Annotated in this window: 21 protein-coding genes; 6 read left to right on the forward strand and 15 right to left on the reverse strand. The window is 65.1% G+C overall.

Going from position 1 to position 24,717, the window contains the following annotated elements:
- Nucleotides 1–7: 7 nt before the first annotated feature.
- Entirely contained in the window at nt 8–1,150 is a 1,143-nt protein-coding gene (locus GGR36_RS01715; protein ID WP_425576928.1) for a S1C family serine protease, read from the reverse strand.
- A 224-nt stretch (nt 1,151–1,374) separates the two neighbouring features.
- Here GGR36_RS01715 and GGR36_RS01720 point away from each other — a divergent pair, with 224 nt between their 5' ends.
- The 3 genes from GGR36_RS01720 to GGR36_RS01730 all read left to right on the forward strand — a co-directional run bounded on the left by GGR36_RS01720 (nt 1,375) and on the right by GGR36_RS01730 (nt 3,936).
- The gene (locus tag GGR36_RS01720; protein WP_183631248.1) at nt 1,375–1,812 is read left to right on the forward strand and encodes an Hsp20/alpha crystallin family protein; all 438 of its coding nucleotides are present in this window, start codon (nt 1,375–1,377) and stop codon (nt 1,810–1,812) included.
- Between the two features lie 12 nt (nt 1,813–1,824).
- Complete coding sequence (locus tag GGR36_RS01725) at nt 1,825–2,196, forward strand: Hsp20/alpha crystallin family protein (protein WP_183631250.1); 372 nt, start codon at nt 1,825–1,827, stop codon at nt 2,194–2,196.
- 408 nt (nt 2,197–2,604) lie between these two features.
- Nucleotides 2,605–3,936, forward strand: a complete 1,332-nt coding sequence (locus GGR36_RS01730; RefSeq protein WP_183631251.1) for a magnesium and cobalt transport protein CorA — start codon at nt 2,605–2,607, stop codon at nt 3,934–3,936.
- Here GGR36_RS01730 and GGR36_RS01735 read toward each other — a convergent pair.
- The 5 genes from GGR36_RS01735 to GGR36_RS01755 all read right to left on the reverse strand — a co-directional run bounded on the left by GGR36_RS01735 (nt 3,933) and on the right by GGR36_RS01755 (nt 11,144).
- Nucleotides 3,933–5,102 (reverse strand): MFS transporter, encoded by a 1,170-nt coding sequence (locus GGR36_RS01735; protein WP_183631252.1) that lies wholly within the window; start codon nt 5,100–5,102, stop codon nt 3,933–3,935. The two genes, GGR36_RS01730 and GGR36_RS01735, sit on opposite strands and share 4 nt — an antisense overlap.
- Nucleotides 5,103–5,112: 10 nt before the next feature.
- Nucleotides 5,113–6,015: a carbohydrate kinase family protein gene (locus tag GGR36_RS01740; RefSeq protein ID WP_183631253.1), complete on the reverse strand. Its 903-nt coding sequence runs from the start codon at nt 6,013–6,015 to the stop codon at nt 5,113–5,115.
- A gap of 3 nt (nt 6,016–6,018) precedes the next feature.
- On the reverse strand, nt 6,019–7,848 hold the full coding sequence (malZ, locus tag GGR36_RS01745; protein WP_183631254.1) for a maltodextrin glucosidase: 1,830 nt from the start codon (nt 7,846–7,848) through the stop codon (nt 6,019–6,021).
- A 94-nt stretch (nt 7,849–7,942) separates the two neighbouring features.
- Nucleotides 7,943–8,965, reverse strand: coding sequence for a GGDEF domain-containing protein (locus GGR36_RS01750; RefSeq protein WP_183631255.1), 1,023 nt, complete (start codon nt 8,963–8,965; stop codon nt 7,943–7,945).
- Between the two features lie 190 nt (nt 8,966–9,155).
- Nucleotides 9,156–11,144: a DUF1631 family protein gene (locus tag GGR36_RS01755; RefSeq protein WP_183631257.1), complete on the reverse strand. Its 1,989-nt coding sequence runs from the start codon at nt 11,142–11,144 to the stop codon at nt 9,156–9,158.
- A 235-nt stretch (nt 11,145–11,379) separates the two neighbouring features.
- Here GGR36_RS01755 and GGR36_RS01760 point away from each other — a divergent pair, with 235 nt between their 5' ends.
- On the forward strand, nt 11,380–12,651 hold the full coding sequence (locus GGR36_RS01760; RefSeq protein WP_183631259.1) for a Glu/Leu/Phe/Val family dehydrogenase: 1,272 nt from the start codon (nt 11,380–11,382) through the stop codon (nt 12,649–12,651).
- Between the two features lie 55 nt (nt 12,652–12,706).
- Here GGR36_RS01760 and GGR36_RS01765 read toward each other — a convergent pair whose 3' ends face one another.
- The gene (locus GGR36_RS01765) at nt 12,707–14,659 is read right to left on the reverse strand and encodes an ABC transporter substrate-binding protein (protein ID WP_183631261.1); all 1,953 of its coding nucleotides are present in this window, start codon (nt 14,657–14,659) and stop codon (nt 12,707–12,709) included.
- A 26-nt stretch (nt 14,660–14,685) separates the two neighbouring features.
- Complete coding sequence (locus tag GGR36_RS01770) at nt 14,686–15,930, reverse strand: EAL and HDOD domain-containing protein (protein ID WP_183631263.1); 1,245 nt, start codon at nt 15,928–15,930, stop codon at nt 14,686–14,688.
- A 555-nt stretch (nt 15,931–16,485) separates the two neighbouring features.
- Between GGR36_RS01770 and GGR36_RS01775 the strand changes: the two genes are divergently transcribed.
- Nucleotides 16,486–18,372, forward strand: a complete 1,887-nt coding sequence (locus tag GGR36_RS01775) for a potassium transporter Kup (RefSeq protein ID WP_183631265.1) — start codon at nt 16,486–16,488, stop codon at nt 18,370–18,372.
- 1 nt (nt 18,373) lies between these two features.
- On the opposite strand, the gene GGR36_RS01780 is transcribed toward GGR36_RS01775, so the two are convergent.
- From GGR36_RS01780 to GGR36_RS01790, 3 genes are all read right to left on the reverse strand, one after another.
- Nucleotides 18,374–18,565: a hypothetical protein gene (locus GGR36_RS01780; protein WP_183631267.1), complete on the reverse strand. Its 192-nt coding sequence runs from the start codon at nt 18,563–18,565 to the stop codon at nt 18,374–18,376.
- A gap of 110 nt (nt 18,566–18,675) precedes the next feature.
- Nucleotides 18,676–20,052, reverse strand: a complete 1,377-nt coding sequence (locus tag GGR36_RS01785; RefSeq protein WP_183631269.1) for a phosphomannomutase/phosphoglucomutase — start codon at nt 20,050–20,052, stop codon at nt 18,676–18,678.
- Nucleotides 20,053–20,104: 52 nt separating this feature from the next.
- On the reverse strand, nt 20,105–21,082 hold the full coding sequence (locus GGR36_RS01790) for a hydrolase (protein WP_183631271.1): 978 nt from the start codon (nt 21,080–21,082) through the stop codon (nt 20,105–20,107).
- A gap of 125 nt (nt 21,083–21,207) precedes the next feature.
- Here GGR36_RS01790 and GGR36_RS01795 point away from each other — a divergent pair, with 125 nt between their 5' ends.
- On the forward strand, nt 21,208–22,029 hold the full coding sequence (locus GGR36_RS01795; protein ID WP_183631273.1) for a hypothetical protein: 822 nt from the start codon (nt 21,208–21,210) through the stop codon (nt 22,027–22,029).
- Here GGR36_RS01795 and GGR36_RS01800 read toward each other — a convergent pair.
- From GGR36_RS01800 to GGR36_RS01815, 4 genes are all read right to left on the reverse strand, one after another.
- Nucleotides 21,999–22,430 (reverse strand): YybH family protein, encoded by a 432-nt coding sequence (locus tag GGR36_RS01800; RefSeq protein WP_183631275.1) that lies wholly within the window; start codon nt 22,428–22,430, stop codon nt 21,999–22,001. The genes GGR36_RS01795 and GGR36_RS01800 overlap by 31 nt on opposite strands.
- Nucleotides 22,427–23,449 (reverse strand): lipopolysaccharide heptosyltransferase II, encoded by a 1,023-nt coding sequence (waaF, locus tag GGR36_RS01805; protein ID WP_183631277.1) that lies wholly within the window; start codon nt 23,447–23,449, stop codon nt 22,427–22,429. Before waaF ends, GGR36_RS01800 begins: the two co-directional genes overlap by 4 nt.
- 75 nt (nt 23,450–23,524) lie before the next feature.
- Nucleotides 23,525–23,725, reverse strand: a complete 201-nt coding sequence (locus tag GGR36_RS01810; RefSeq protein ID WP_183631279.1) for a zinc-finger domain-containing protein — start codon at nt 23,723–23,725, stop codon at nt 23,525–23,527.
- A 12-nt stretch (nt 23,726–23,737) separates the two neighbouring features.
- Nucleotides 23,738–24,658, reverse strand: coding sequence for a branched-chain amino acid transaminase (locus GGR36_RS01815; protein ID WP_183631281.1), 921 nt, complete (start codon nt 24,656–24,658; stop codon nt 23,738–23,740).
- Nucleotides 24,659–24,717 lie beyond the last annotated feature (59 nt).

Genomic DNA, 24,717 nt, shown 5'->3' on the forward strand with positions numbered 1-24,717 from the left:
CCGCCCTTCAAAGGCGGCTAACGCCTTCGCCCCGTTGCGGCCGCACTTGCACGATGACCGTCTTGCCCTGGCGCAGCACTGACAGCTGGACTTGCCCTGCGCCGCGTTTGTCGTCCAGCAGCGCGAGCAGTTTGTCGACGGAATCGACGCTTTTGCCATCCACCGCGGTGATGATGTCGCCGGCGATGACTGAGCCGTTCGAAGTGACAGTCAGGCCGCGCAGACCAGCCGCCTCCGCGCTGGAACCGCGTTCCACCCGCACGATCACCACGCCGCGTACGTCGAGCATGCGCGCGAGACGGGCATTGACGCGCTCGTCCAATTCAAGCCCAAGGTTCGGTCGCTCGTAACGACCGCTGCGGATGAGCTCCGGCACCACGCGATTGACGGTGTCCGCCGGCACCGCGAAGCCGATTCCGGCGCTGGCGCCGCTCGGGCTGTAGATGGCGGTGTTCATGCCGATCAGGCGTCCGGCGGAGTCCAGCAGCGGGCCGCCCGAGTTGCCCGGGTTGATCGCGGCGTCGGTCTGGATCAGGTGGTGGATCGCGCGACCATCGTCTTCGCCGAGCGAGCGGTCCAGCGCCGAGACGATGCCGCTGGTGAGCGTCCAGTCGAGGCCGAACGGGTTGCCAATCGCGAACACCTTCTGGCCGACACGCAGATCGCGGCTGGTGCCGAGCGGTATCGGCGCGATGCGTTTGTCGCCGAGCTTGATCCTGAGGACCGCGATGTCGTGTTCAGGGCTGGCACCGATCAGTGTCGAGCGGTAGTCGGTGCCGTCCGCAAGCCGCACCGTCGCCTCGCTGGCGCCTTCGATGACATGGTAGTTGGTGACGATGAACCCGCCTTCGTCCCACAGGAATCCCGATCCGCTGCCCTTGGGTACCGAGAACACGTTGCGGGACCAGAAATCGCGCACCCGCTCGCGCGTGGTGATGAAGACCACTGCGTCGCGCGAGCGCTCGAACAGCGCAATCGTGGCCTTCTCGTCGGCCTGAAGCTCGCCGCGGGGCGTAACTGCGCGCGGGCTCGCCGGGTTTGCGGCCCATGGGGCGCCGCCGGTTGCAAGCAGGGCTGCGATCGAGAGCAAGGCCGCCGCAGCGCGCTTCCGACGGGGGGCGGCGGGAACGGACGTGTGCGTGTCGGGCACGATGGGGTCACTCCGTAATCATTCGGGAATCGGCGCGCCGCAACGGGCTCGGGATGAAGCACATGCGGCGCCGCTGCGCTTGCGGTGGCGGTCAGCCCGCGCACGTCCACGCCACATTGGGGTGTGTCGGGTCGTTTTCAAGTCCTTGAAATGCATGACGAAAACCCAAAATTCGAGGGCAGGGCACCGCATTGGTGTACCGCCATGCCGACAAGGAGGCTTTCATGATCTACCGCAGTTTCTTCCCCCGCGAAGTGCTGGCGCAAATCGATCGCCTGCAGCGCGAACTGCAGTCTGTCGAACGCTCGCCCAGCATCCGCGGTGGCGCCCAGGGCAGTTTTCCGGCGATCAACATTGGCAGCACCCCGAGCGCTGTCGAGATCTACGCATTCGCCCCCGGGCTCGACCCGGCAAGCCTCGATCTGCAGATCGAACGTGGCGTCCTCACCCTCTCTGGCGAGCGTGCAACCGACCAACCTGGCGCTGACCAGAAGGCCACGGTGCATATCGCCGAACGCTTCGCGGGTCGCTTCCGCCGGGTCGTCAGCCTGCCCGATGACATCGACGCCGCGGGCGTGACTGCACGCTATCGCGACGGTCTGCTGCACGTCACCGTCCCGCGTCGCTTGGCCGAGCAGCCGCGCAAGATCGAAATTCACTGAGGAGTTGCCAGGATGACCCAAGAGAATGCACAGACCAGCAGCACCCGCGACGAAGACTTCCTGCTGCCGCCGGTCGACGTGATCGAAGATGCGCAAGGCATCCAGATGACAGCTGATCTGCCCGGCGTGTCGAAGGAGCGCCTGGCGATCAAGGTTGAAGGCGATGTCCTGACGCTCGAAGGCGCCGTCGAACTGCCGCTGCCGGAGGGCATCAAGTCCATCCATGCCGAGGTCAGCGCAGCGCGCTTCAGACGAGCATTCACGCTCTCACGCGAACTCGACTCCGAGCGCATCGAGGCGGCGTTCAGCCATGGCGTGCTGCGATTGCGAATCCCGAAGAAGACCCAGGCACAAGCGCGGCGGGTCGAGATTCGCGTCGATTGATTGCGCGAAAGGGCCACGGTGCCGAGGGGTCCGTGGCCGAAGATCCTGTTGTATGGCGATGCGGGGCGATGAAGAGGCGGCGCCTGCTGGCGGATTGCCGTCGCGCGCTGCGCGAACCGGCTATGCGTTGCGACGGGGGGCGCCGCCGCGTCGGGGCGGGGGCGCCGGCAGGTCTCTTCATTGCATGCACGAACGGGATTGATCTGAGCCTGCGAGCTGGAGACTTTTTTGCATTGCCGTGGCACGGCGTTCGGCTTCGTGAGCGATAAAATGTCGAGCTTGTGATCGCAAGGCCTCATGGGCCTTGCGCCCGGTGTCCGGGTGGGGCGTTGCGGAGTGCCGCACGGTAGCCCGAAGCGCCTGACGGACAACCGGGCCGACGAAGCCGAAATGCTCTGAAAGTACGACATGTCCGTTGCAAAAGTGGTCGAGCTCCTCAACAAGCAAAAGCGGGTCGAGGGCATGGTGCATAGCCAGAACATGCAACGGCATGATCTGGTTGAAACGCTGGTGCACCGGCAGCATCAGGCCGAACTTGAGAACCTGCTGGCGAAGCTTTCGTCGTCCGAGATCGGCGCGATTCTCGAAGCCTTGCCGGCAGACGATGCGCTGATGTTGTGGAAGCAGATCCCGTCCGAGCGCGAGAACGAATTGCTGTGGGAAGTCTCCGACGTCGTGCGCGAACAGCTTGCGGGCAGTCAGGAGCCGGGCTTTGCCGAGAGCCAGCTGAATGCCTTCGAACTGGTCGATGGCCGTCTGCGCCAAGTCGCGATCACCCGCCGCAGCGAGCTCGAAGGCGTGCGCCCGATCTGGATCGATCTGCTCAACTCCACCCGCGCCGAGCGCACCTATGTCGGCCAGCATTTCGGGCTGGAGCTGCCCGATCCGGGCGAGGCGACCGATCTCGAAGTCAGCTCGCGCTTCCACATCAACGAACAGGAAGAGATCCACCTGCATTCGAACTTCCTGCTCGATCGTGCGGGCGACTCGCGCAGCGTTCCGGTGGCCTTCATCCTGCACAAGGGCGTACTGTTCTCGATCCGCAACGAGGAACTGCCGGTCTTCCGCCTGCAGCGTCGTCGCGCCCGCACCCAGCCGGGCTATGTGTCTGACTGCTACGACGTGCTGATCGACCTCTACGGTGCCGACGTCGAGTATTCGGCCGATTCGCTGGAAGACATCTACGGCACGCTCGGCAAGGTCGGGCGACAGGTGCTCAGCGAGTCGATGAGCGATGAGGACGCGGCCGGTACGCTGGCGGACATCGCGGAAGAAGAGGATCTGAACGGTCGCATCCGCAGCAACATCCTCGATACGCAGCGCGCCTTGTCCTTCCTGATGCGCTGCCGCGTGCTGTCGTCCGGTCAGTTCGACGATGCCAAGCAGATCCTGCGCAACATCGAATCGCTGAACAGCCACACCGCTTTCCTGTTCGACAAGATCAACTTCCTGATGGATGCGACGATCGGTTTCATCAACATCAACCAGAACCGACGCGTGTCTCAGCTCACCGCCTGGGGGGTGGTGTTCATGCCGCTGAACATCGTGGCCGGTATCGGCGGCATGTCGGAATTCTCGATGATGACGCAGGGCATACCCTGGCCGCTGGCTTACGGCGGCCTGATCCTCGGCATGGGTTTCGCGGGTTGGGGCACCTACGTTGTGCTGCGTTACATCGAGGCCAAAAGGGCCGCCAGCACCCGTACGCCGCGACCGCAGCAAACGGCTTTGCGCACCTAAGGCCGGGTCGCCGGTCTTTCCGTGTTCCCAAGGGCCTTGCCTGCCAGCAAGGCCACCAGCGCCGCGAACACTGCAACCACGAAAAGACCGACATCCAGCCCGCGGTGCTGCGCGATCGCGCCGATCACCGGCGGGCCGATCATGAAGCCGAGGTAGCCACAGCTTGATACCCCGGCGATGCCACGCGCCGGGGTGATACCGGGAATGCGCGCCGCGGCAGCGAACAGCACCGGCACGATGTTCGAGAAACCGATGCCGACCAGCGCGAAGCCGACCAGTGCCGCCCACGGTGTGCCGATCAGCAGGGCGGCAGTCATCGCGGCAGCGGCCAGCCAGCTCGACAGGCGTAGCAACTTCGCCGGGCCGACATGAGCGCGTACCCAATCACCGCCAAACCGCGCGGACGCCATCGCGGCAGAGAAGGCGCCGTAGGCCAGCGCCGCCTGCGCTTGTGGACTGCCCAGTTCCTTCACCATGTAGAGCGCACTCCAGTCGTACATCGCGCCTTCGCCGAGCAGGCCCAGCGCAGCGAGCAGGCCGAGCAGCAGCACCGGTCGCGGTGGCAGGCTGAAGCCGCCTCCGGCGTCGTCGGGCGAGTGGGTTGCTTCGTCCGGCAGCATCCAGCGGCTGGCCAGCAGGATCGTGCCACCGCCGCCGACGCCGGCAACGAGCAGATGTGTCGACGCGGCGATTCCGGCCGTCGCGACGAGGCTGCCGATGCCCGCGCCGACCATGCCCCCGAGGCTGAAGAAACCGTGGAAGGACGACATGATCGGACGGGCATAGGCGTGCTCCACCGCAACCGCTTCCGCGTTCATGGCGACATCGAAGGCGCCGGTCGCGAGCCCGAAAGCGAACATCAGCGCAAGCATCGCGGCATAGCCAGGCATGCCGAGCAAGAGCGTCAGCGGCAGGGCTACGGTCAGGCCGCCGAGCATCACCACCGGCCGCGCCCCGTGTCGTGCGACCCAATGGCCGACCCGCGTCAGCGCGATCAAGGCGCCGATGCCCGAAGCGAGCATCAGGCCGGCGAGCGCCGACTCGCTCAGGCCGTAGTGCGCCTTGACCGTGGGCACATGGACACCCCAGGTCGCGAACAGCAGCCCGCTGACAAAGAAGTGCGCCTTGGTGGCGATGCGCGCGGCGATCGGGCTGGGTTTCGACATGTGCCCCCGCTCAGTAACTCGCAGCGATCGCGGCCTGGAAGGCTTGCGCGTTCATCAGCCCGCAGGTCGCGCCGCTCTCGCTGACCTTGGTGCCGGCATAAAGCGTCGCATTGCGCAGGGCGAGCGAGGCCGGCAGGCCGCGCTGGGTCTGGTCGACAAAGGCCGAAAAGAGCGCATCGCCGGCGCCGATGGTATTGACGACGCCACGCGGCGCGATCGCCGGAAGTTGCAGCGTGGATTGCCCGCGCTCCGACAGCAGAGCGCCGCCGCTGCCCAGTCCGATCACCAGGATGCGTGGATCGTAGCGCTGGCGCAGCGCGGAGATCGCTTCGCCCGGCGTGCAGCGCAGACGTTCGTGCGAGAGGAACAGGATGTCCGCCGCGGCCATGAAGTCGCGGTTGTAGGCGTCGTCGAAGTCCTCCAGCGCATGCACATCGGTCGCGATCGGGATGTCGCGCTCACGTGCCGCCGCCAGCAGCGGGCGGGCGAAGTTGATGTTGCAAACCACTGCGAGCGTGGCGTCGTCAAGCAGGCTGGCGACCCGCTCGGTGGGATAGTGGCGCTCCTGCAGATCCTTTAGATCGCAGTGGATCTGCCGGTTGCCATCTGGTGCAACGAGAATGACGGATTGCGAGGTGGCGGAAGCGTTGCGTGCGACATGCCCGCCAGCCAGCCCGAAGCCGGGCAGGGCGGCCATCATGTGGTCGCCCGGTTCGTCTTCGCCGATCAGCGTGGCAAAGCGCACCTCGTGCCCGAGCCCTGCGAGCGCCACCGCCACGTTCAGGCCAACGCCGGCATGTGCCTGCGTGATGCCGTGAAAGGGGTAGGTGACCGGGTAGTAGGGGAGCGGAAAGCCCTCGATACGCAGGTTGGTTTCGAGCGTGTAGAGCCCTGCGACTGCAATGCGTGCCATGGCTCAATCCTCGCCGAGCAGGATCACATGCGAGCGGGGCGGCAGGATCGTCGTGATCCAGCCCGGCTCGTTCGCGATCGGTTCGCCGCCGGGTGCGCGCCAGCGTTTCTTGTGCAGCGGCAAGACCCACAGTGGCAGGCGTACCGCGTGCGGGCGCTCGCCACGGTTGAGCGCGAACACCGAGACCGAATCCTTCGTGTAGCGCGCGAAGGCGTAGGTGTCGCCCGCCGCCAGCAGGGTCTGATAGGCGCCGTGGCGCAGTTCGGGCCGTGCCTTGCGCAGCGCGATCAGCGCCTTGTAGTGGTCGAACAGTTCGCGGTTCCAGTGGTTGCGGTCCCAGTCGAAGCAGCGGCGGCAATCCGGGTCCTGACCGCCTTCGAGGCCGATTTCATCGCCGTAGTAGATGCACGGTACGCCGGGGTAGGCGAACAGCAGGCTCACCGCGAGCTTCATCGCTTCCGTGTCGGTGCCGACCAGCGTGAAGAAGCGTGCGGTGTCGTGGCTGTCGAGCAGGTTGAACTGGGCAAGCTGGTTGTCGTAGGGGATGCGGCCGCGGGCCGAATCCAGCCAAGCGCCGAACTCCTCGGTATCGAGGCGCGCGTCGTGGTAGGCAATATCGGTACCGGCCAGCCATTCGCGCACCGGATGGGCGAAGCCGTAGTAGTTCATCGCGCCATCTTCCTGGTCGCCCTGCAACCAGCGCGTGGCTTCGTTGAAGTGCTCGCCCATCACATAGGCTTGCGGGTTCTCTTCGCGCAGCGCCTTGCGGAACTCGCGCACGTAGTGCGCGTTGTTGTTCGAGCCGGGGCCTTCGCCGAGCATGTGGATGACGTCGAAGCGCCAGCCGTCGATCCCGTAGGGCTCGCGCATCCAGTGCCGGAGTACCGCATCGGGGCCGGCATAGATCGCGTTGCGCAGCCCTTGCGCACTGAAGTCCAGCACCGGTAGCGACTTGTGGCCGTTCCAGCCGTAGTAGTGGCCGGCTTCATCGAAGTAGTACCAGTCACGCCACGGTGACTTGGGTGACTGCATCGCGCCTTGACTGTCGTGACGGCCGTGCAGGTTGAACCACGGGTGGTTGGTGCCGGTGTGGTTGACCACCGCATCGAGGATCAAGCGCATGCCGCGACCCTTCATGTCGGCCGATAGCGCAGCAAGCGCCTCGTTGCCGCCCAGGTGCGGGTCGACGTTGTAGTAGTCCTCGGTGTCGTACTTGTGATTGCTGCCCGAGACGAAGATCGGGTTGAGGTAGAGCGCGGTGATGCCGAGTTCGCTCTGTAGATAGTCAAGGCTCCGGCGCACGCCGATCAGGTCGCCGCCGTAGAACTCGCTGGCACAGGTTTCCTGGCTTACGGGTTCGCCCCACTGCTTGGCCACCACTTTCATGCGGCCGCTGCCATAGGTGTATTCGCCGGTCTGCACTGCCAGCGATGGGTCGCCCTGGCAGAAGCGGTCCGGGAAGACCTGGTAGAAGACCTGGTCGCGTACCCACAGCGGCGGGGTGTCGCGGCGGTTGATGCGGAACATCTGGTCGCGATGCGGTACGCGGTGGTGCTGACCATCACTGGCCAGCCAGTGCTGCTTGCCGTGCTCGATCACCTTGAAACAGTACACCGTCGGGTCGTTGCCGGAATCCCACGGCAAGGTCGCTTCAAAGCGGTGCAGTTCGGCTTCGCGGCCGGTGTGTTTCATGTCGATGAAGCGCGCTTCGTTGTCGGGTTCGCAACGCAGCATCACCGTCAGGCCTTCGCTGCGTTCGGTCAGCAGCGTGACACGGACACCGGCGTCGGTGCGGACCAGCCAGGGTTCGACCTGTGGGTGGATCAGGAACATGGGATGTCCTCGTTGTGCGATGGCTGCACTCTAGGGGTTGGCAACTGCGCGCGCGTCGGCGGCGCAGGTGGAACTTGCAGGGTGGAGGCCGGGGTCAGATCGCGGCGGTGTCGCGCCGGTCCGAGTCGGAGGCAGCCAATTCCAGCCGGTTGCGGCCCTTGCGTTTGGCGGTGTAGAGCGCGCGATCGGCATGCTCGACCAGATCCGGTATCGACTGGCCGATAGCGTGCAGCGCGAGTCCGGCGGAGACGGTGACTGGCCGCGGCAGGCCCTCGATGCTGTGGTTGGCGGCAGCGTGGATCAGGCGCTCGATGCTGGCCCTCGCTTGCGCGAGATCACCGTGCAGCACTACCAGGAATTCCTCTCCACCCCAGCGGGCGATGACGTCGCCTTTGCGGAGGGTGTCGCGCGCGAGCGCTGCAAAGCTGCGGATCACCTGATCGCCCGTCGCGTGGCCAAAGGTGTCGTTGACCGCCTTGAAATGGTCGAAATCCATCAGGGCGACACAGAAGGGCACCCGGTTGGCGTCCGACATGCGTGTGAGCTGATCGAGGTAGGCCAGCGCCGCACGGCGGTTCTGCAGGCCCGAGAGTTCATCGGTGTCCGAGAGCCGCTTGTAGCGTCCGTACTCGTGCAGGCGACCGGCGACAACGGCGGTGTAGGGCAGCACCAGCATCAGCGCGAGCCATTGCACCAGCTCGAAATTGATGCTCGCACCGTGGATGCCCATGGCTTGCCCCGCCGCGACGGCAATCGGCAATCCCAATGCGGGGATCAGGCACAGCCGCAGCAAGATCGGGGAAGTGAGCGCAAACGCGCCGAACTGAAGCGGCACGACGTAGGCCAGCATGACGATGCCGCGCATCGGTCCGGCAAAGCCCAGTACGAGCGTGCAATTGAGCAAGGCAATGGCGATCTGGGCCTCCGTCAGGCTCGGGTCGCGGAAGCGCAAGTTGAAACCGCTGCGGATCACGATGCAGAAACCGACGGCCGCAGTGGTAAAGGTTGCGACGGGCAACCACAGCGCATAGCGTGGGAAGAGTCCGACAGCCGATGCGACAGCGAGAATGACCGCGGACACCGCATAGAACAGTGCGGCAGCGACACTCCGCCGCATGCGGAGTCTTTGGGCACGCGCAATCTGCTCCGGGGTGTAGGGCGCTGGGGTCACCAAAAGGCCTGGCTCGCGACTCGAATCGTGGAAGAACTAATGCGAGTTACGGCGGCAAACAGTGCGGCTTTAGGGCGTGTTCAGAGGCAGCGCGCGCTGCGCGGCCGTTGGCAGGCTTTGGGGCCTGTCGCGCCCACTAGTGCGCCAGACCCCGCATGCCCTTCAGTGCGCGCGATGAGGCGCCTTCGAACAAGGCGGTATCGTCGAGCCGTGACGCCTCGCCGGTCGATACCTGGCGTTCGAGCACCCGCATCGTCAGGCCCATGACGCCACGCCGGTCGGGGTCACAGATCACCAGCGCCTGACGTGCCGGCCCGATCCAGCCGACGCAGCCACGCACGCGCCGTTTGTCCGGAAGGGCGAACTCGATCCAGTCGCCGGGTGCCAGTGTCGACAGCATCGCGTTCGGCGCCGGTTCGCGGGCGGGAACGCCGCTAACCCGCAGCACCTTGAGGCCGGGCGCCTCGCCGATCGTGCCGAATTCCAGCGTCGGTTGCGGTGCTGCATACGGCAGGTCTTCCGGCGGTGGCTGGCGATTGATTGCGGCGGTATGAAACTGCATGCAGGGCGATAGCAGGTTGCGCGCTGTCGCTTCGTCGATACCGATCGTCGCGAGCCCGTCGGCGGCACGGCGCAGCAGTTCGGGCAGCAAGCGCAATAGTTGCTGGCGCTCTTCGGGCGTGTTCTTCGGCTGCACGCTCCAGATCAGGCGATCGGCGACCGCGAGATGGCTGCGCCATTCGTTGCTCTTGTCGCCGTGCGCGGCAAGTGTTGCCTGCAGCACGCGCAGCCAGTGCTGTTCGAGAAATCCGCGTACCACCGCAGGCACGCCTTCGCTCGACAATGCGCGCACCGCCTTGGCGGCGAAGCGGAGCGCGGTTTCGTCGCGTTCGAGGCGGGCCCCGAGTGCGTTGGACGCCGTGGCCAGTTCGATTGCCAGTTCCCGGCGTTGCGTCGCGAGCGTTTCCACCCGACGAAGCGCGTGTTCGAACACCGACGGATCCCTCGCAAAGCCGCGCAACACGCCGTCGGTGATCGTGGCGATCAGATTGCAGAGCGGGTGCTCAGCCGGCGCCGAGGGCGAGACGCCGCGGCAGCAATCGCCGATCGCGTTGATCAGCCTGCGCGCGACATGGTCTTCGGTTTCAAGCAAGCCGGGGTCGAGCAGGGCGAGCTTGAACATCGGCAGGTAGAGCGATGCAATGGCCGCGCGCAGCGGTGGCGCCAGACGCTTGTCCTGTTCGATCGCGCGGAACACCTGTTCGAGTGCGTCGGCGGCCGCACGTTCGCGCGCCCCGAGCAGCGGGCCGAGGTCGCTGCCGCTCAGCGCCGGGATCTCGCCGCCGGCTGCGGCGGTGGCCTGCTGCGTTTCGAGCCAGCCCAGCACCTGTTCGCGCACGGCGGCGGCGAGCGTGGCTTCGATTGCGATGCCGTTTCCTCCGCCCAGCCGCACCAGCGCTGCGCGGTGCAATTCGCCAAAGCTGCCCTGGCCCCAACCGCCCGCGTCGCTCGCCGGGGTGTGGCGGGCATGCGCCGCGGACGGCTGCGAACTGCGCGCCAGTGACTTGGGTTCGACGCCGTTGCGCTCCAGATCCTTGTTCAGTTGCGCATACAGCGCGTTGAGTGCGTTCGCCAGCGGTGTTTCGATGTTCTCGAGCAGGCGCAGCCGCGCGGCGGGATCGAGGCCGGACTCGTCGCTGAGGCCGCGGATTCCGCAGCAGACCGTTTCGGGGCCGACCGGCAGTTGCTCGGCCGCGGCATCGTCGCTTTGATCGAGCAGCGTCATGTAGCGAAGGTGCAGGCGCCCGAGTTCGCGCTCGCAACGGTTGCGCAGACGCCGCGCGACTTCGTTGATGCGGATGGTGAATTCGAGATCTTCCTCGTGCACCAGGCTGATGCGCGATGCGGTCAGGCCGCGCGCATTCTCGAAGCCGCGGCGGTCGCGCAGGCCGGCCAGTTCGTCGTGGCTGTCGATGGCGGCGCGGCGCAGGCCCTCCAGTGCGTCGGGCTGCGTGAAACCCATGTCGCGGGCGACGCTCTCCAGTGTCTTGAGGAGCAAGTCCCGGCCGGCCGCAACGAGTTGTTCGGACGGGCGGGGGGAAGCCGTGGAAGCGGTGTCGGTCATCGTCTCGAATGGGGGGCGACTACTGCCCGGTCAGTCTGCAGCAAAGGGTGACTATACCGCTGCTGTGCGCCCGCTGGGCGGCGCATCCAAGCAAGTCCCTGTCGCCGGAAACTGAGGCTGCAGCGGCAGCGGCGCGGCAGAATGCGGCGGACGGTGGTGATCCTGCCGTGTGGTGGCCCGTCGGGCCATTTCATAAAAGTTGTCAAAAGCAACACCCGTAACAGGGGGAGACATCATGAACGGACTTTCATACGTCGCTACAACGGCCGGGGGGCCGTGGGCGACCTATCTGGAACAGGTTGAACGTGTAGTGCCGTATCTGGGGCACCTGTCGCGCTGGGCTGAAACGCTGCGGCGCCCGAAGCGTGCGCTGATCGTGGACATCCCGATCGAAATGGACGACGGCAGCATCCGCCACTTCGAAGGCTTTCGCGTGCAGCACAACCTCTCGCGCGGCCCCGGCAAGGGCGGCGTGCGCTTCCATCCCGATGTCACGCTGGAAGAGGTGATGGCGCTATCGGCCTGGATGACGGTGAAGAACGCCGCGGTGAATCTGCCTTATGGCGGGGCCAAGGGCGGTATCCGGGTCGATCCGAAGACGTTGTCGAAGAAGGAACTGGAAAAGCTCACGCGCCGCTACACCAGCGAGATCGGGCTGATCATCGGGCCGGACAAGGACATTCCGGCGCCGGATGTGAACACCAACGCGCAGATCATGGCGTGGATGATGGATACCTACTCGATGAACGTCGGTGCGACGGCCACCGGGGTGGTAACCGGCAAGCCGATCGAGCTGGGTGGTTCGCTGGGCCGTTTGAAATCCACCGGCCGCGGCGTGTTCGTGATCGGGCGCGAAGTCGCGCGGCGCATCGACCTGCCGATCAACGGCGCGCGCGTCGCGGTGCAAGGCTTCGGCAACGTTGGCAGCGCGGCGGCGGAACTCTTCGCCGGCAACGGCGCAAAGATCGTCGCGGTTCAGGACCACACCGGCACCGTCTACAACGCGAACGGGCTCGATATCGCCGAACTGATGGCGACGCTGCGTCGCGACGGTGGCATCGGCAAGTGCCCGGGCGCCGAAGTAATCCCGAACGAGCAGTTCTGGGATGTCGAGTCCGAGTTCCTGATCCCCGCCGCGCTTGAAGGGCAACTCACCCCGGAGCGGGCCAAGCGGATCAAGACCCGCGTCGTGCTTGAAGGTGCCAATGGCCCGACGGTGCCAGAGGCCGACGACATCCTCACCAACAAGGGCGTGCTGGTGGTGCCCGACGTGATCGCCAACGCCGGCGGTGTCACGGTGTCGTACTTCGAATGGGTGCAGGACATCGCGAGCTTCTTCTGGAGCGAGGACGAGATCAACATGCGGCTCGAGCGCATCCTGTCCGAGGCTTTCCGGAAAATCTGGGAGACCGGTCAGCAACACAAGATCCCCTTGCGGACCGCCGCCTTCGTGGTCGCCTGTTCGCGCATCCTGCAGGCACGCGAGGAGCGGGGTCTCTACCCGTAAGGGGGCTGCGTCACGGGGTGACGCGCACGCTGTGCGTCACCCGGCGGGCTTTCGATCAGCTTGCGCAAGCCACGCCGCGTTTGCCGCCGTGCTTGATGCGGTACATCGCGGCGTCGGCGGAGCGCAGCAGCGCTTCGCTATCGGTGCCGTGTTGCGGACTCAGGCTCACGCCGATGCTGCCGCCGACATGCGCGAATTGGGCGGGCCGGACTTCGATCGGCAGGCAGATCGCCTCTTCCGCTTTGTTGGCGACGGCCATCGCCGCTTCGCGATCGCCGACTTCCTGCAGCAGGATCACGAACTCGTCGCCACCGATCCGCGCCACGGTATCGGATTCGCGCACCAGCCGACGCAGTCGCATCGCGATCGTACGCAGCACGATGTCGCCGGCTTCATGACCCTGGGTGTCATTGACGCGTTTGAAGTCGTCCAGATCGATATAGATCAGCGCGACGTGCCCGGTGTGGCGCTGCGCAAGCGACAGTGCGCGTTCAACGCGATCGTAGAAGAGCGAGCGATTGGCGAGTCCGGTGAGCGGGTCGGCGTGCGCCATCAACTGCAGGCGTGATTCGAGTTCGCGCTGGGCGGTGACATCGATGGCCATCGCCACCAGCCTGCTCTGGCGGCCGTCGCTTGAAGGCATCGCGGCGAAACGCCATTCGCAGCGTATCCGTCGGCCGTCGGCCGTATTCGCCCAGGTTTCTCCGGACCGTGTGCTGGACTTGTCGCGGCGTGCGTCGTCGAGCAGGCTCATGAGCGCGCCGCGCTCGGTTTCCGGTGGCACGAAGTCGAGCATGTTGCGGCCGCGCACGTCATCGGACTTCCACCCGAAAGTCGTTTCCGCGGCGCGGTTCCAGTCCTGGATCCGGTTCTCGTCGCTCAGCACGAACAGGGCCAGCGGCGCGGCATCAACAATGACGCGCTGCCGTTCCCGACTGGCATGCAGGCGCCAGTTCAGGCGCAGCACGTATCCGGCTATTGCGGCAAATATCAGCAGGCCTGCGAGTGTGATGACGAGCCAGCGGCGGTTGCGTTCGCTGTCTGCATTGGCCACGTCTTCATACAGGAAGCCCTCCAGTGAAGTGCTTGCAGGCAGCAGCCCGAGGCTGGCATAGGTGTCGGCGATGTGCTGCCAGCGCGCCAGATGCATGTACCCGGGCTGCACCAGTGTCGGCTGCAGCAAACGCTCCATCACCTTGGCTTCAAAGCGCAGGTGGTCGGCACTGTGCCGCTCGCCGTACTGGGTCAGGATCAGATCGATGATCTCTTCCTGATGCTGCATGGCATACGCCCAGCCCTTGAGCGTGGCCTCGCGGAAAGCGCGTACCCGATCGGGGTGCTTGCGGATCTCGTTCTCGGTGGTGAAGAGATTGTCGCCATAGAAATCGATACCGGCGCTGCGCGGCTCGAACAGGTCGTAGGCGACGCCGGCTTCTTTCAGTTCGAAGGGCTCGTCGGTGGAGTAGGCCGACATCGCGTCGAGCTTTCCGGCGATCAGATCGTTGGCGGTGAAGGTGTGCGAGGCGATCTTGAGCGCGTCTGAATCGACACCCGAGCGTTTGAGCAGTGCGAAGAGTTCGGCCGAATTGGGTTCGATCATGACCCGCTTGCCGACCAGGTCCGGCAGGCTGCGGATGCCACTTTCGCGGCGCACCAGCAAGGTCAGCGGCGAATGCTGGAAGATCGCAGCGAGCACCACGACCGGCTTGCCGCCCTGGCGCAGCAACAACAGATCACTGGTGCCCACGCCGTATTCGGCATGACCGGACAGGACTTGCTGAATCGGGTCTTCGCCAGACTGGGCTTCACGGATGTCGACGTCGAGGCCGGCATCCCAGTAGTAGCCCTTGAACAGCGCCGCGTAGTACCCCGCAAACTGGAACTGATGGCGCCACTTCAGTTGCAGGGTTACGCGCTCCTGGGAAGGCGCGGCGTTCGCCGTCAGCGCAGTCGCCAGTGCGCAACCGGCGACCATGAGGACCACGAAGCGCCACAGCGCGTGTAACACGGTTCCGGATTGGCAGAGCGTCCGGGTCATTCCTGAGCCGGTGTCCCGATCTGGGCAGCCCAGGCCATTGCCGATGACTCGGCACCGAACACTGCAGCCGGGTCGAGGCCGGGGCACTTTTCGAGCGCATCGAAGAAGGCTTGCTGGTCGGCGTCTTCAAGCGTTTCGGCCAGATGCAGCAGCGCGCCGAGTGGTCCGCCGCGGTCGATCAAGGCGGCGCGCAGCGTATCGCTGACCGGAAGGCTGCCGAGGATTTCCTCGATCGGCGTGGCGAGCAGGGCAGGCATCATCGAAACGATCCCGGCGAGAAACGCCTCGTCGCGCACCGCGCGCAGCGGGCCATCGGGAAGCTCGGCGAGCAGTTCCATCAGCCGGCCACGGGTCGCTGCCATGATCATCAACGGATTGGCGGGCCCTTCGCTGCCGGAGCGGGCGAACATCAACAATTGCACCCAGCGCTGCAACTGGCGTCGCCCAAGCGCGGTAATCGCATGGCGCAGCGAGTGGACCGGATTGCGTAACCCGGCGCCCACCGAGTTCACCAGCCGCAGCAGATTGACGGCCAGGCTGGGATCCGCCTTCACGACGTTTTCCAGCGCGTCGGTTTCGGCATCCTCGATGACCAGTGACAACAGACGCATCAGCGTCATTTCGCTCTGGTTGAGCTTGCGCTTTTCCAGGACCGTCGGGCGCGCGAAGAAATAGCCCTGGAAAAGCTCGAATCCCAGTTCGTGGCAGAGATCGGCCTGCTCCTGGCTGTCCACCTTTTCAGCCAGCAGCGGCACGCCCAATGGCGCCAGGCGTTCTGCCAATGTGCGGATATCGGATGTCGAGAGCGGCTTGATGTCGACCTTGATGAAGTCGACCAGTTTCAGGAACTCGCGGAACTGGTCTTCTGCGCCGATGTAGTCGTCCAGCGCCAGCATGAAACCCTTTTCGCGCAGCGCCCTGCAGCGATCGAGCACTTCGGGCGTGGGCTCCACGGTTTCGAGGATTTCCAGCACGATCCGATTGCAGGGCAGTACCTCGATCGCATCCGACAGCAGGAAGTTCGCGTCGCAGTTGATGAAACCGAGCCCGCTGCCGAGCGCCGCGTCTATGCCCAGATCGGTGAAGGCGCGCGTTACGACGGTTGCGGTAGCCACCGTGTCGTCCATCACCGATGCCATGTTTTCCTTGCCGCCGCGGAAAAGCAACTCGAAGCCGACGAGTTTGCGATCGCGGTCGAGAATCGGTTGGCGGCCAAGGAAGGCGGTGTTCTGTGCGGTCATTTTCGGGTTTACGGCGATTTGCCGGCGATGTTAAGCGTTTGCGATCCATCGAATGCAAACTTTTGCTATGGGCGCGCTTCGCAATGGCGCGATGCACTGCGATCGGGCGGGCGGAGCCCGCCAGGGGCGTTCGATTGGTGGTGCTACCGCACGATCACCCATGCCGGTCGCGCGCAGAATGACGGCTCAGGCACACAAATGGTCGCCATTGAGACTGTGGGTTGTGCGCTGCCGTTGCAAAAAAGAAGCATCCTGTTGCTTGTCCTGGCTCAGGATCATCAGGGACGCCCGTAAACCTTACGTGGACCGACTACAATGCTGCCCCGGTTCGCGTGCCGGCAGGGGATGTCTGGCCGACACTGTCAATCTCTGTAAATTGGTGCGCGGACGCGGAACGGTCACTCGCGGATAGCGATGGTGTCTTCGATGTTTCATGGGACACTTCGCCGCGATATCAGCGCGCGGTACAGCGAGCAATACGGCTGAATGGCGGCGCTGGAATACGGGATGGACATGGCAGCCTGATCAGGCTCGCCCCGTCCCCGGAGAAGATCCATGTCACACGGTAATGAACAGGTATCCACCCGGGCCTTGACGCTCGCGGCACTCGGCGTGGTGTTCGGCGATATCGGCACCAGCCCGCTTTACGCGCTGAAGGAAGCATTCACGCAGGAGTCCCACCCACTCCCGCCGACGCCCGACAACATTCTGGGCATCCTCTCGCTGATCGTCTGGACCTTGCTGATCGTCGTGACGTTCAAGTACGTCGTGCTGGTCCTGCGGGCGGACAACCACGGTGAAGGCGGGGTGGTGGCGCTGATGGCGCGGGTGATCCATCGCGCCGGGGATTCGCGGCCACGCAAACGCGCGTTTGCGATTGCCCTGGGGCTTGCCGGTGCCGCGTTGTTCTATGGCGACGGGGTCATCACGCCGGCGATCTCGGTGCTCTCCGCGGTAGAGGGTCTCGAAGTAGCGACGCCGGCCGCGACGCGCTTCGTCGTGCCGATCACCGTGGTGATTCTTGTCGGACTGTTCTTCGTGCAGAAGCACGGCACGGCCAAGGTTGGCCAGGTATTCGGTCCGATACTCGCGCTGTGGTTCTCGGTGTTGTTCCTGCTCGGGCTCTACAACATCGGGCGGCACCCCGAAGTGCTCCTGGCCGTCTCGCCGCACTATGCGGTGCGCTTCCTCATCGAGCACGGCACCATCGGTTTTCTGGCACTTGGTGCGGTCTTCCTGACGGTAACCGGTGCCGAGGCGCTGTATGCCGACATGGGCCACTTCGGTGCGCGCCCGATTCGCATTGCCTGGTCGTGTTTTGTACTGCCGGGACTGCTCTCGTGCTATTTCGGCCAGGGCGCGCTGCTGATGTCCGAGCCGGAGGCGATCCGCAATCCCTTCTTCCTTTCCGCGCCGGACTGGGCCATCTATCCGCTCGTCGGGCTGGCCACCGTGGCATCGGTGATTGCGTCGCAGGCGCTGATCAGCGGCGTGTATTCGGTAACGCGGGAAATGATCCAGCTTGGCGTTTGCCCGCGCATTTCGATCCAGCACACGTCCGGCGCGAAGATGGGGCAGATCTATGTGCCATTCATGAACTGGACCCTGATGGTGCTGGTACTCGCGGTGGTGCTCGGTTTTCGCACCTCGAGCAACCTTGCTGGCGCCTATGGCATCGCAGTGTCGATGACGATGGTGATCACCTCCATCCTCGCGTTTTCCTTGGTGCGCCGCGACTGGAAATGGCCGACCTGGGTGGCGGTCCTCGTCTGGGGCCCCTTGCTGATGATCGAACTGGCGTTCCTCGCGGCCAATGCCACCAAGATCCTCGACGGCGGCTGGTTCCCGCTGCTGTTCGGCGGCTTCATCTTCATGCTGCTGTCGACCTGGCGGCGCGGGCGCGAGTTGCTGAGGGTGCGCAGCGAAGACGAGGGCATTCCGCTGGAGCCGTTCATCGAGGGCCTTGTTGCCGATCCCGGCCTGGCGCGGGTGCCGAGCGAAGCCGTATTCCTGTCGCCGCGCAGCGGCGCAGTGCCGCGCGCCTTGCTGCACAACCTGAAGCACAACATGGTGTTGCACGAGACGACCGTGTTTGCCAGCGTGGTTTTCATGCCGCAACCACGCGTGCAAGCGGCACAACGGGTGCTGGTCGAACGCATGGCGGGCGGCTGCTGGCGGGTAAAGCTGTTCTTCGGCTTCATGGAAGATCCGGATGTACCGGCCGCGCTCGAGTGGTGCGCGGAACAGGAGCTCGCGCTCGATCCGATGCGCGTTTCCTACTTCCTCAGCCGTGAGACCTTGCTGCCGACTGAGGGCGAGGGCATGGCCCTGTGGCGTGAGCGGGTGTTCGAGTTCCTCTTCCGCAATGCGACCAGTGCGGCCTCGTTCTTCAAGCTTCCGCCCAACCGGGTCGTCGAACTCGGCAGTCAGATCGCGATCTGACTTAGGCCGACCAGGCCGCCGTGACGCATCGCTTGCGGCCCGCCTGTTCGAGCAGGTTGCAGGCGATCGTGAGGGGGGCGGGCGCCCACGCCAGCAGCAGCGGCAGGCAGATCAGACGAGCACCGAAGCTCGACTTGTAAGCGCCGAATTCAGGGCCTCTGCGAAGGGTGTCTTCCAGAGTGCGCAGACCCACCGCGTCGGGGAATCGCGGGCTTGCCGCTGCGGTCTGCCCGGTGCGCTTCCCGTTGTGCGGAGGCGGAATTCGAATTGCGTCGGTGGTTGCGCGTCATCCGCACCCGTCGCTCAGAAGGGCAACTGCAAGTCCGGCCATGCGTGCCGGATCACGCGTGCAAAGTCGGCGCTGATGCGGGCAAGCGCTGCCTGATCGTCGGCCTCGAAACGCAACACCATCACCGGCGTGGTATTCGACGGGCGCACCAGCCCGAAACCGTCGGCGTACTCGATACGCAGGCCGTCCAGGGTGATGCGTTCAATCTCGCCATCGAAGCGTGCTTTGGTCTTGAGTCGTTCCAACAATCTGGGCGGCTCGCCCTCGGCCATCTTCACGTTGATCTCGGGTGTGCTGACCGCCTTCGGCAGTGCCGTGAGCACTGCGTTGGCGTCGGGGTGTCGCGACAGGATTTCGAGCAGGCGAGCGCCGGCGTAGAGGCCATCGTCGAAGCCATACCAGCGTTCCTTGAAGAACACATGGCCGCTCAGTTCGCCCGCGAGCGGCGCGCCGGTTTCGACGAGCTTGGCCTTCATCAGCGCGTGGCCGGTGTGCCACATCACCGGCTCGCCACCATGCTGGCGGATCCACGGTGCGAGCGTGCGGCTGCACTTCACGTCATAGATCACCTTGCCGCCGGGCACGCGCGACAGCACGTCGGCAGCGAACAGCAGCAACTGGCGGTCGGGGTAGATGATCTCGCCATCCTTCGTGACCACGCCGAGGCGGTCGCCGTCGCCGTCGAATGCCAAGCCCAGTTCGGCGTCGCTGTCCTTCAGGGCGGCGATGACGTCGGCGAGGTTTTCCGGCTTGCTCGGGTCCGGGTGGTGGTTCGGAAACCAACCGTCCACTTCGGAGTACAACTCGGTGACCGTGCAGCCAAGCCTGCGGAACAGATCGGGCGCAGTGTTGCCGGCCACGCCGTTGCCTGAATCGAGCACGATCTGCATCGGCCGCGCGAGCTTTACATCAGACAGGATGCGTTCGATGTAGGCCGGGCGTACGTCGATGTGGGTCACGCTACCGGTGCCGGTGGCGAAGTCGTCATCGACGATACGGCGCCGCAGGTCTGAAATCATCGCGCCGTGCAGCGTCTCGTCTCCCAGAACGAGCTTCAGGCCGTTGTACTCCGGCGGGTTGTGACTGCCGGTGATCGATACGCAACTGTGCGCATCGAGGTGGTAGGCCGCGAAGTAGGTGATCGGCGTCGCCACGCAGCCGATGTCGATCACGTCGATGCCGGCGCGCGTGATACCGGTTGTCAGCGCCTGCGCGAATTCGGGGCCGGAAAGGCGGCCGTCGCGCCCGACCACGATACGCGTCTGGCCGCGCGCCCGCGCTTCCGACCCGATCGCGCGACCGATCTGTGCCACCACGTCGGCGGTCAGCGTCTTTCCGACGATGCCGCGAATGTCGTAGGCCTTGAAAATCTCTTGTGCGGGAGTGGTCATTGCGAATGTCTCATGCTGTAGGCCGGCATTTGCAGCAGGGCGAACGTCCGCTTCAGTTGCCGTGTTCGAAGAAGTGCAGCAGACGGCGCGGCAGCCATTCCAGATTGCCGGGGAAGGCGCCTTCGACGAAACCGACATGGCCCCCCTGGTCGTGGATTTCCAGCTGGACCGAGGGCGAGAGCGCATCGGGCTGCGGATACACCGAGCGTGGGATGAACGGGTCGTTGCGTGCGTGCAGCACCAGCGCCGGAACGCGTATCTGCGGCAGCAGAGGTTTCGACGAGCAGCGCGTCCAGTAGTCTTCGGTGCCGGCAAAGCCATGCAGCGGCGCGGTGATCACGTTGTCGAACTCGTACAGGTTGCGGGCGCTGCGCAGCTTGGTGACATCGAATGCGCCGGGGAAGTGTTCGAGTTTTTCGACGCAGCGAGCCTTCAACGTCGACAGGAAATTGCGCGTGTAGATTCGATTGAAGCCGCGCGCGAGGTGGTGGCCGCAGGCGGTCAGATCCAGCGGGGCGCAGACCGAAGCCACACGTTCCACGACTGCGCCAGCGCCTTCGCCTTCGCGCGCGGCCCAAACCAGCAGCGCATTGCCACCCAGCGACACGCCTGACACGTAGCGGGGCACATCGTCAAAGCGTTCAGCGAAGCGTCGAAGGATCCAGTCGATTTCATCGGCGTCGCCGGAGTGGTAGGCGCGCGGCAAACGGTTGGGCTCGCCGGAGCAGCCACGGAAGTGCGCGACGGCGCCGTTCCAGCCACGCCGATGCAAGGTCGCGAGCAGGGCGCGCGAGTAGTGGCTGCGGCTGGAGCCTTCGAGCCCGTGGAACAGCACCACCAGCGGCTTGCCCGGCCGGCGCGCGAGCAGGTCGACGTCGATGAAGTCGCCGTCCGGCGCCTCCCAGCGCTCGCGGCTGAGTGGCGGCAGCGGGGGCTTGATCGCGAGCGGCCAGATGGTCTGCGCATGGCTGCCGATCAGCCATGCGGGTGGAAGATAGGGAGGAGGAAGCAGTGGGGAATGGAGCGTCATGGCGCAGACTGCAGTGGCACGGATTGCATCGACGAGTATCAGATGATGCCACCGCTGCGGCGGCGGATGACGCATGGACTCGTCCGGTGCAGGCTGCGTCGCACCACGGTGTCACGGAGGACATGATGAATTCGAAGTTGTTGCGTCACCACGCCCCGCTCGGGGCATTGTTTCTGATCGTCCTTGGCCTGGTCGCCGCCGGGCCCTTGCATACGCCGGCGGGCTATCACGCATTCGCGGATCAGCGCTTGTTGTGGGGAATGCCACGCGCGATGGACGTGCTGTCGAATCTGCCATTCCTGCTGGTTGGTCTCGTGGGGTTGGTGGGCGTCGGGCGAGGGCGCTGGCTCGCGGCGCCGGTGCGCTGGTCGATGCGAGCGTTCTTCCTCGCGATCATGCTCACCGCGGCAGGCTCGTGGTGGTATCACCTGCAGCCGGACGATGTGCGCATCGTCTGGGATCGTTTGCCGATCGCGCTGGCCTGCGGCGCCTTGCTCGCCGCGGTGATGGAAGAGTGCAGCAGCGTGCGGCCGCCGCTGGGCTGGTTGCCAACTCTGTTGCTGGCCTCCGGCGCGAGCGTGGCGCTGACCAGTGACGCGCTGTGGCTCGCGCCCGGCGATCTGCGCCCCTACCTTGCGCTGCAATTGACGCTGCTGGTGGTGGTGCCGCTCTTGCAATGGCGCGCGGGCCTTGCCTGGTCGCAACGACGCCTGTGGTTGGCGGCGGTCGGGGCCTATGTGCTGGCCAAACTGCTCGAAGTCGCAGACGCGCCCGTCATGCACCTGACCGGCATGCTGAGCGGCCACACGCTCAAGCACGTATTCGCTGCCCTCGGGGCTTGGCTGGTGTGGCGTGCATTCCGCCTGCGCAAGCTGGCCGGCCCAGCGGTGGAGGCCGGCGCGGGGCGGCCGGCCGCTCAGTGGACGATGCGTGGCGTGTCGTCGTGAAAGTCGTTACTGGCCTCGGGCGAAGGCGAGGCGTGGTGCATCGCAATGCGCCAGCCGAACGGGCCGCGGACATACACGTTGGTCGCGATGATGGGCGGCGGGATGCCGTCCTCACCTTCGACCACGACATGCTGCAACACGCTGCGCACGGCGAGCATGGGGCTCGAATGGAACACGCCATGGTGCACCCGCAGGCGCAGGCGCAGGCCGCTCTCGAACAATTGCTTCCAGGCATCGCGGATCGCGTGCAGGCCCACCAGACGTGCGCCGCCGGGGTGAATGCAGACCACTTCGTCACCTTCCGACCAGACCGCCATCAGGGCTTCGAGGTCGCAGCGGTTGAAAGCGTCGTAGAAGGCGGCCTCGGCGTCCTCGACGCTGGCGTGGAATACGGGGTTCATGCGTGGCCTCCTTGTGCGAGCAATTTGCGCGCTTGCTCTTCGACCGAATCCGGCGTGATCTTGTTCAGGCAGTCGAGGTGGCCCAGCGGGCATTCGCGCTTGAAGCAGGGGCTGCAGGGAAGCTTGAGCCAGATCACCGCCGCCTGCTCTGAAAGGGGCGGCGTGTAGTTCGGGCTGGATGATCCGAACAGTGCCACGAGCGGCGTGCCCAAGGCGGCGGCGACATGCATCAAGCCTGAATCGTTGGTCACCGCATAGCGCGCGTGGGCGATCAGGCTGATGGCTTCGCCGAGCGAGGTACGGCCGCACAGATCCAGCGCCGCGCCGCCCGATTGCTGGACGATTGCGGCGGAGACCGGTGCATCCTTCTTCGAACCCAGTATCCACACCGGCTGACCCTGTGATGCAAGCCGCCGCGCCAGTTCGGCGTAGTGCTTTTCCGGCCAGCGCTTGGCCGGGCCGTATTCGGCGCCGGGGCAGAAGACCACCGGGCGGGGCTCTGCGGCGAGGCCGTACTTCGCCAGCGTTGCGGCGATGGCCGCAGGCTCGCGGGCCAGTTCCGGATTTGGCAGCGGCCGCTGAAGCGCTTGCCCGGGCGCCTCTGCCAACTGTGCGTAACGCTCGACCTGCAGCGGTAGCGCCTGTTTGTCGAGGCAGTGTGCGCGGTTGATCACGCCATACCGCGCTTCGCCGACGAAACCGACTCGTACTGGAATCCCGGCGAACAAGGGAATCAGCGCCGATTTCCATGAGTTGGGCAGGACGTAGGCTTCGTCGTATTCGCCTGCCAGCGAACGGGCTAATTTCCAGCGTCCGACCGGATCGAACGCGCCATGCCCGAACGGGTTGGAGATCACCTTGCGGATCTGCGGCATCGCTTGCAGCGCGGGTGCAACCCAGGGCGGCGCCAGCGCATCGATGACGGCATCGGGGCGGCGTTGCGCCAGGCGCATGAAGAGCGGCTGCGCGGCAACACAGTCGCCGATCCAGTTCGGTGTGACGATCAGAATGCGGGTCATGGGCTCTAGAAGCAATCAGGGGCCGAAGCCCCCGATCCGCAACACGCGCCGGGGGCCCGTGCCACCCGTTTCAGGTCAGTGATGTCCGACCGGGCGCTCACCGGTGAAATGGTATTGCGCGCCGCAATAGGGGCATTTTGCCTCGCCGGTCTTCAAGGGGTCGAGAAATACCCGCGGGTGCCGCGCCCACAGCGGGGCGTCGGGCATCGGGCAGTGCAGCGGCAGATCTTTCGCGGTGACCGCGATGGTTTGGGATTTGTCCTTGTTTTCGGGCATCTTGATGACCTCTCAAACGTAAGCGAGCCAGTCCTTGTGCTCGGGCAGGCGGCCATTCACCAGATCGAAGAAACGCGCCTGGATCTTGGCGGTGATCGGGCCGCGCGAACCGCTGCCGATGGTGCGGTTGTCCAGTTCGCGAATCGGGGTGACTTCCGCGGCAGTGCCGGTAAAGAAGGCCTCGTCGGCGATGTAGATGTCGTCGCGCGTGACGCGCTTGGTGACGATCGTGTAGCCCAGTTCCTTCGCCAGCGTGTGGATCGTGGAACGGGTGATGCCGGTCAGCGCAGAAGCGATCTCGGGCTCGACGATCACGCCGTCCTTGATGATGAACACGTTCTCGCCGGCGCCTTCGGCGACGAAACCTTCGGTGTCGAGCAGCAAAGCCTCGTCGTAGCCGTCGCCGGTCGCTTCGAGGTTGGCGAGGATGGAGTTCGCGTAGGTCGAGGCCAGCTTGGCGCGCGGCATCGTCACATTCACATGGTGACGGGCGAACGAGGCGGTCTTCACGCGGATGCCTTTTTCGAGGCCGTCGTCACCGAGGTACGCGCCCCACGGCCAGGCCGCGATGGCGACATGCACGGTGGCGCCGCGCGTCGAGATGCCCATCTTTTCGGAACCGTAGAAGGCGATCGGGCGCATGTAGCAGCTCTCGAGCTTGTTGGCCCGCACCACTTCCTTGTGTGCCTCGTTGATCGTCGCCTTGTCGTACGGGATCTTCATCATGTAGATGTGGGCCGAATTGAAGAGGCGGTCGGTGTGCTCCTTCAGGCGGAAGATCGCGGTGCCGGTATCGGTCTTGTAGGCGCGCACGCCTTCGAAAACCGACAGACCGTAGTGAAGCGAGTGCGTCAGCACGTGCGTGGTCGCATCGCGCCACGGTACGAGCTTGCCATCGAACCAGATGAACCCGTCACGATCGGCCATCGACATGAGCATTCCCCCTTGAAATCGTTTTGGTGCGCCGCTCGGCGGCGGCGAAAGCGAAGATT

Origin of the sequence: Niveibacterium umoris (assembly GCF_014197015.1) — a bacterium.
Lineage (GTDB): Bacteria > Pseudomonadota > Gammaproteobacteria > Burkholderiales > Rhodocyclaceae > Niveibacterium > Niveibacterium umoris.

Bases quoted from the DNA above. Each gene is read 5' to 3' on its own strand.
- GGR36_RS01720 (WP_183631248.1), top strand. From the start codon at position 1,375: ATGATCTACCGCAGTTTCTTCCCCCGCGAAGTGCTGGCGCAAATCGAT.
- GGR36_RS01725 (WP_183631250.1), top strand. From the start codon at position 1,825: ATGACCCAAGAGAATGCACAGACCAGCAGCACCCGCGACGAAGACTTC.
- GGR36_RS01730 (WP_183631251.1), top strand. From the start codon at position 2,605: ATGTCCGTTGCAAAAGTGGTCGAGCTCCTCAACAAGCAAAAGCGGGTC.
- GGR36_RS01735 (WP_183631252.1), bottom strand. From the start codon at position 5,102: ATGTCGAAACCCAGCCCGATCGCCGCGCGCATCGCCACCAAGGCGCAC.
- GGR36_RS01740 (WP_183631253.1), bottom strand. From the start codon at position 6,015: ATGGCACGCATTGCAGTCGCAGGGCTCTACACGCTCGAAACCAACCTG.
- malZ (WP_183631254.1), bottom strand. From the start codon at position 7,848: ATGTTCCTGATCCACCCACAGGTCGAACCCTGGCTGGTCCGCACCGAC.
- GGR36_RS01750 (WP_183631255.1), bottom strand. From the start codon at position 8,965: ATGCGGCGGAGTGTCGCTGCCGCACTGTTCTATGCGGTGTCCGCGGTC.
- GGR36_RS01755 (WP_183631257.1), bottom strand. From the start codon at position 11,144: ATGACCGACACCGCTTCCACGGCTTCCCCCCGCCCGTCCGAACAACTC.
- GGR36_RS01760 (WP_183631259.1), top strand. From the start codon at position 11,380: ATGAACGGACTTTCATACGTCGCTACAACGGCCGGGGGGCCGTGGGCG.
- GGR36_RS01770 (WP_183631263.1), bottom strand. From the start codon at position 15,930: ATGACCGCACAGAACACCGCCTTCCTTGGCCGCCAACCGATTCTCGAC.
- GGR36_RS01775 (WP_183631265.1), top strand. From the start codon at position 16,486: ATGTCACACGGTAATGAACAGGTATCCACCCGGGCCTTGACGCTCGCG.
- GGR36_RS01785 (WP_183631269.1), bottom strand. From the start codon at position 20,052: ATGACCACTCCCGCACAAGAGATTTTCAAGGCCTACGACATTCGCGGC.
- GGR36_RS01790 (WP_183631271.1), bottom strand. From the start codon at position 21,082: ATGACGCTCCATTCCCCACTGCTTCCTCCTCCCTATCTTCCACCCGCA.
- GGR36_RS01795 (WP_183631273.1), top strand. From the start codon at position 21,208: ATGAATTCGAAGTTGTTGCGTCACCACGCCCCGCTCGGGGCATTGTTT.
- GGR36_RS01800 (WP_183631275.1), bottom strand. From the start codon at position 22,430: ATGAACCCCGTATTCCACGCCAGCGTCGAGGACGCCGAGGCCGCCTTC.
- waaF (WP_183631277.1), bottom strand. From the start codon at position 23,449: ATGACCCGCATTCTGATCGTCACACCGAACTGGATCGGCGACTGTGTT.
- GGR36_RS01810 (WP_183631279.1), bottom strand. From the start codon at position 23,725: ATGCCCGAAAACAAGGACAAATCCCAAACCATCGCGGTCACCGCGAAA.
- GGR36_RS01815 (WP_183631281.1), bottom strand. From the start codon at position 24,658: ATGTCGATGGCCGATCGTGACGGGTTCATCTGGTTCGATGGCAAGCTC.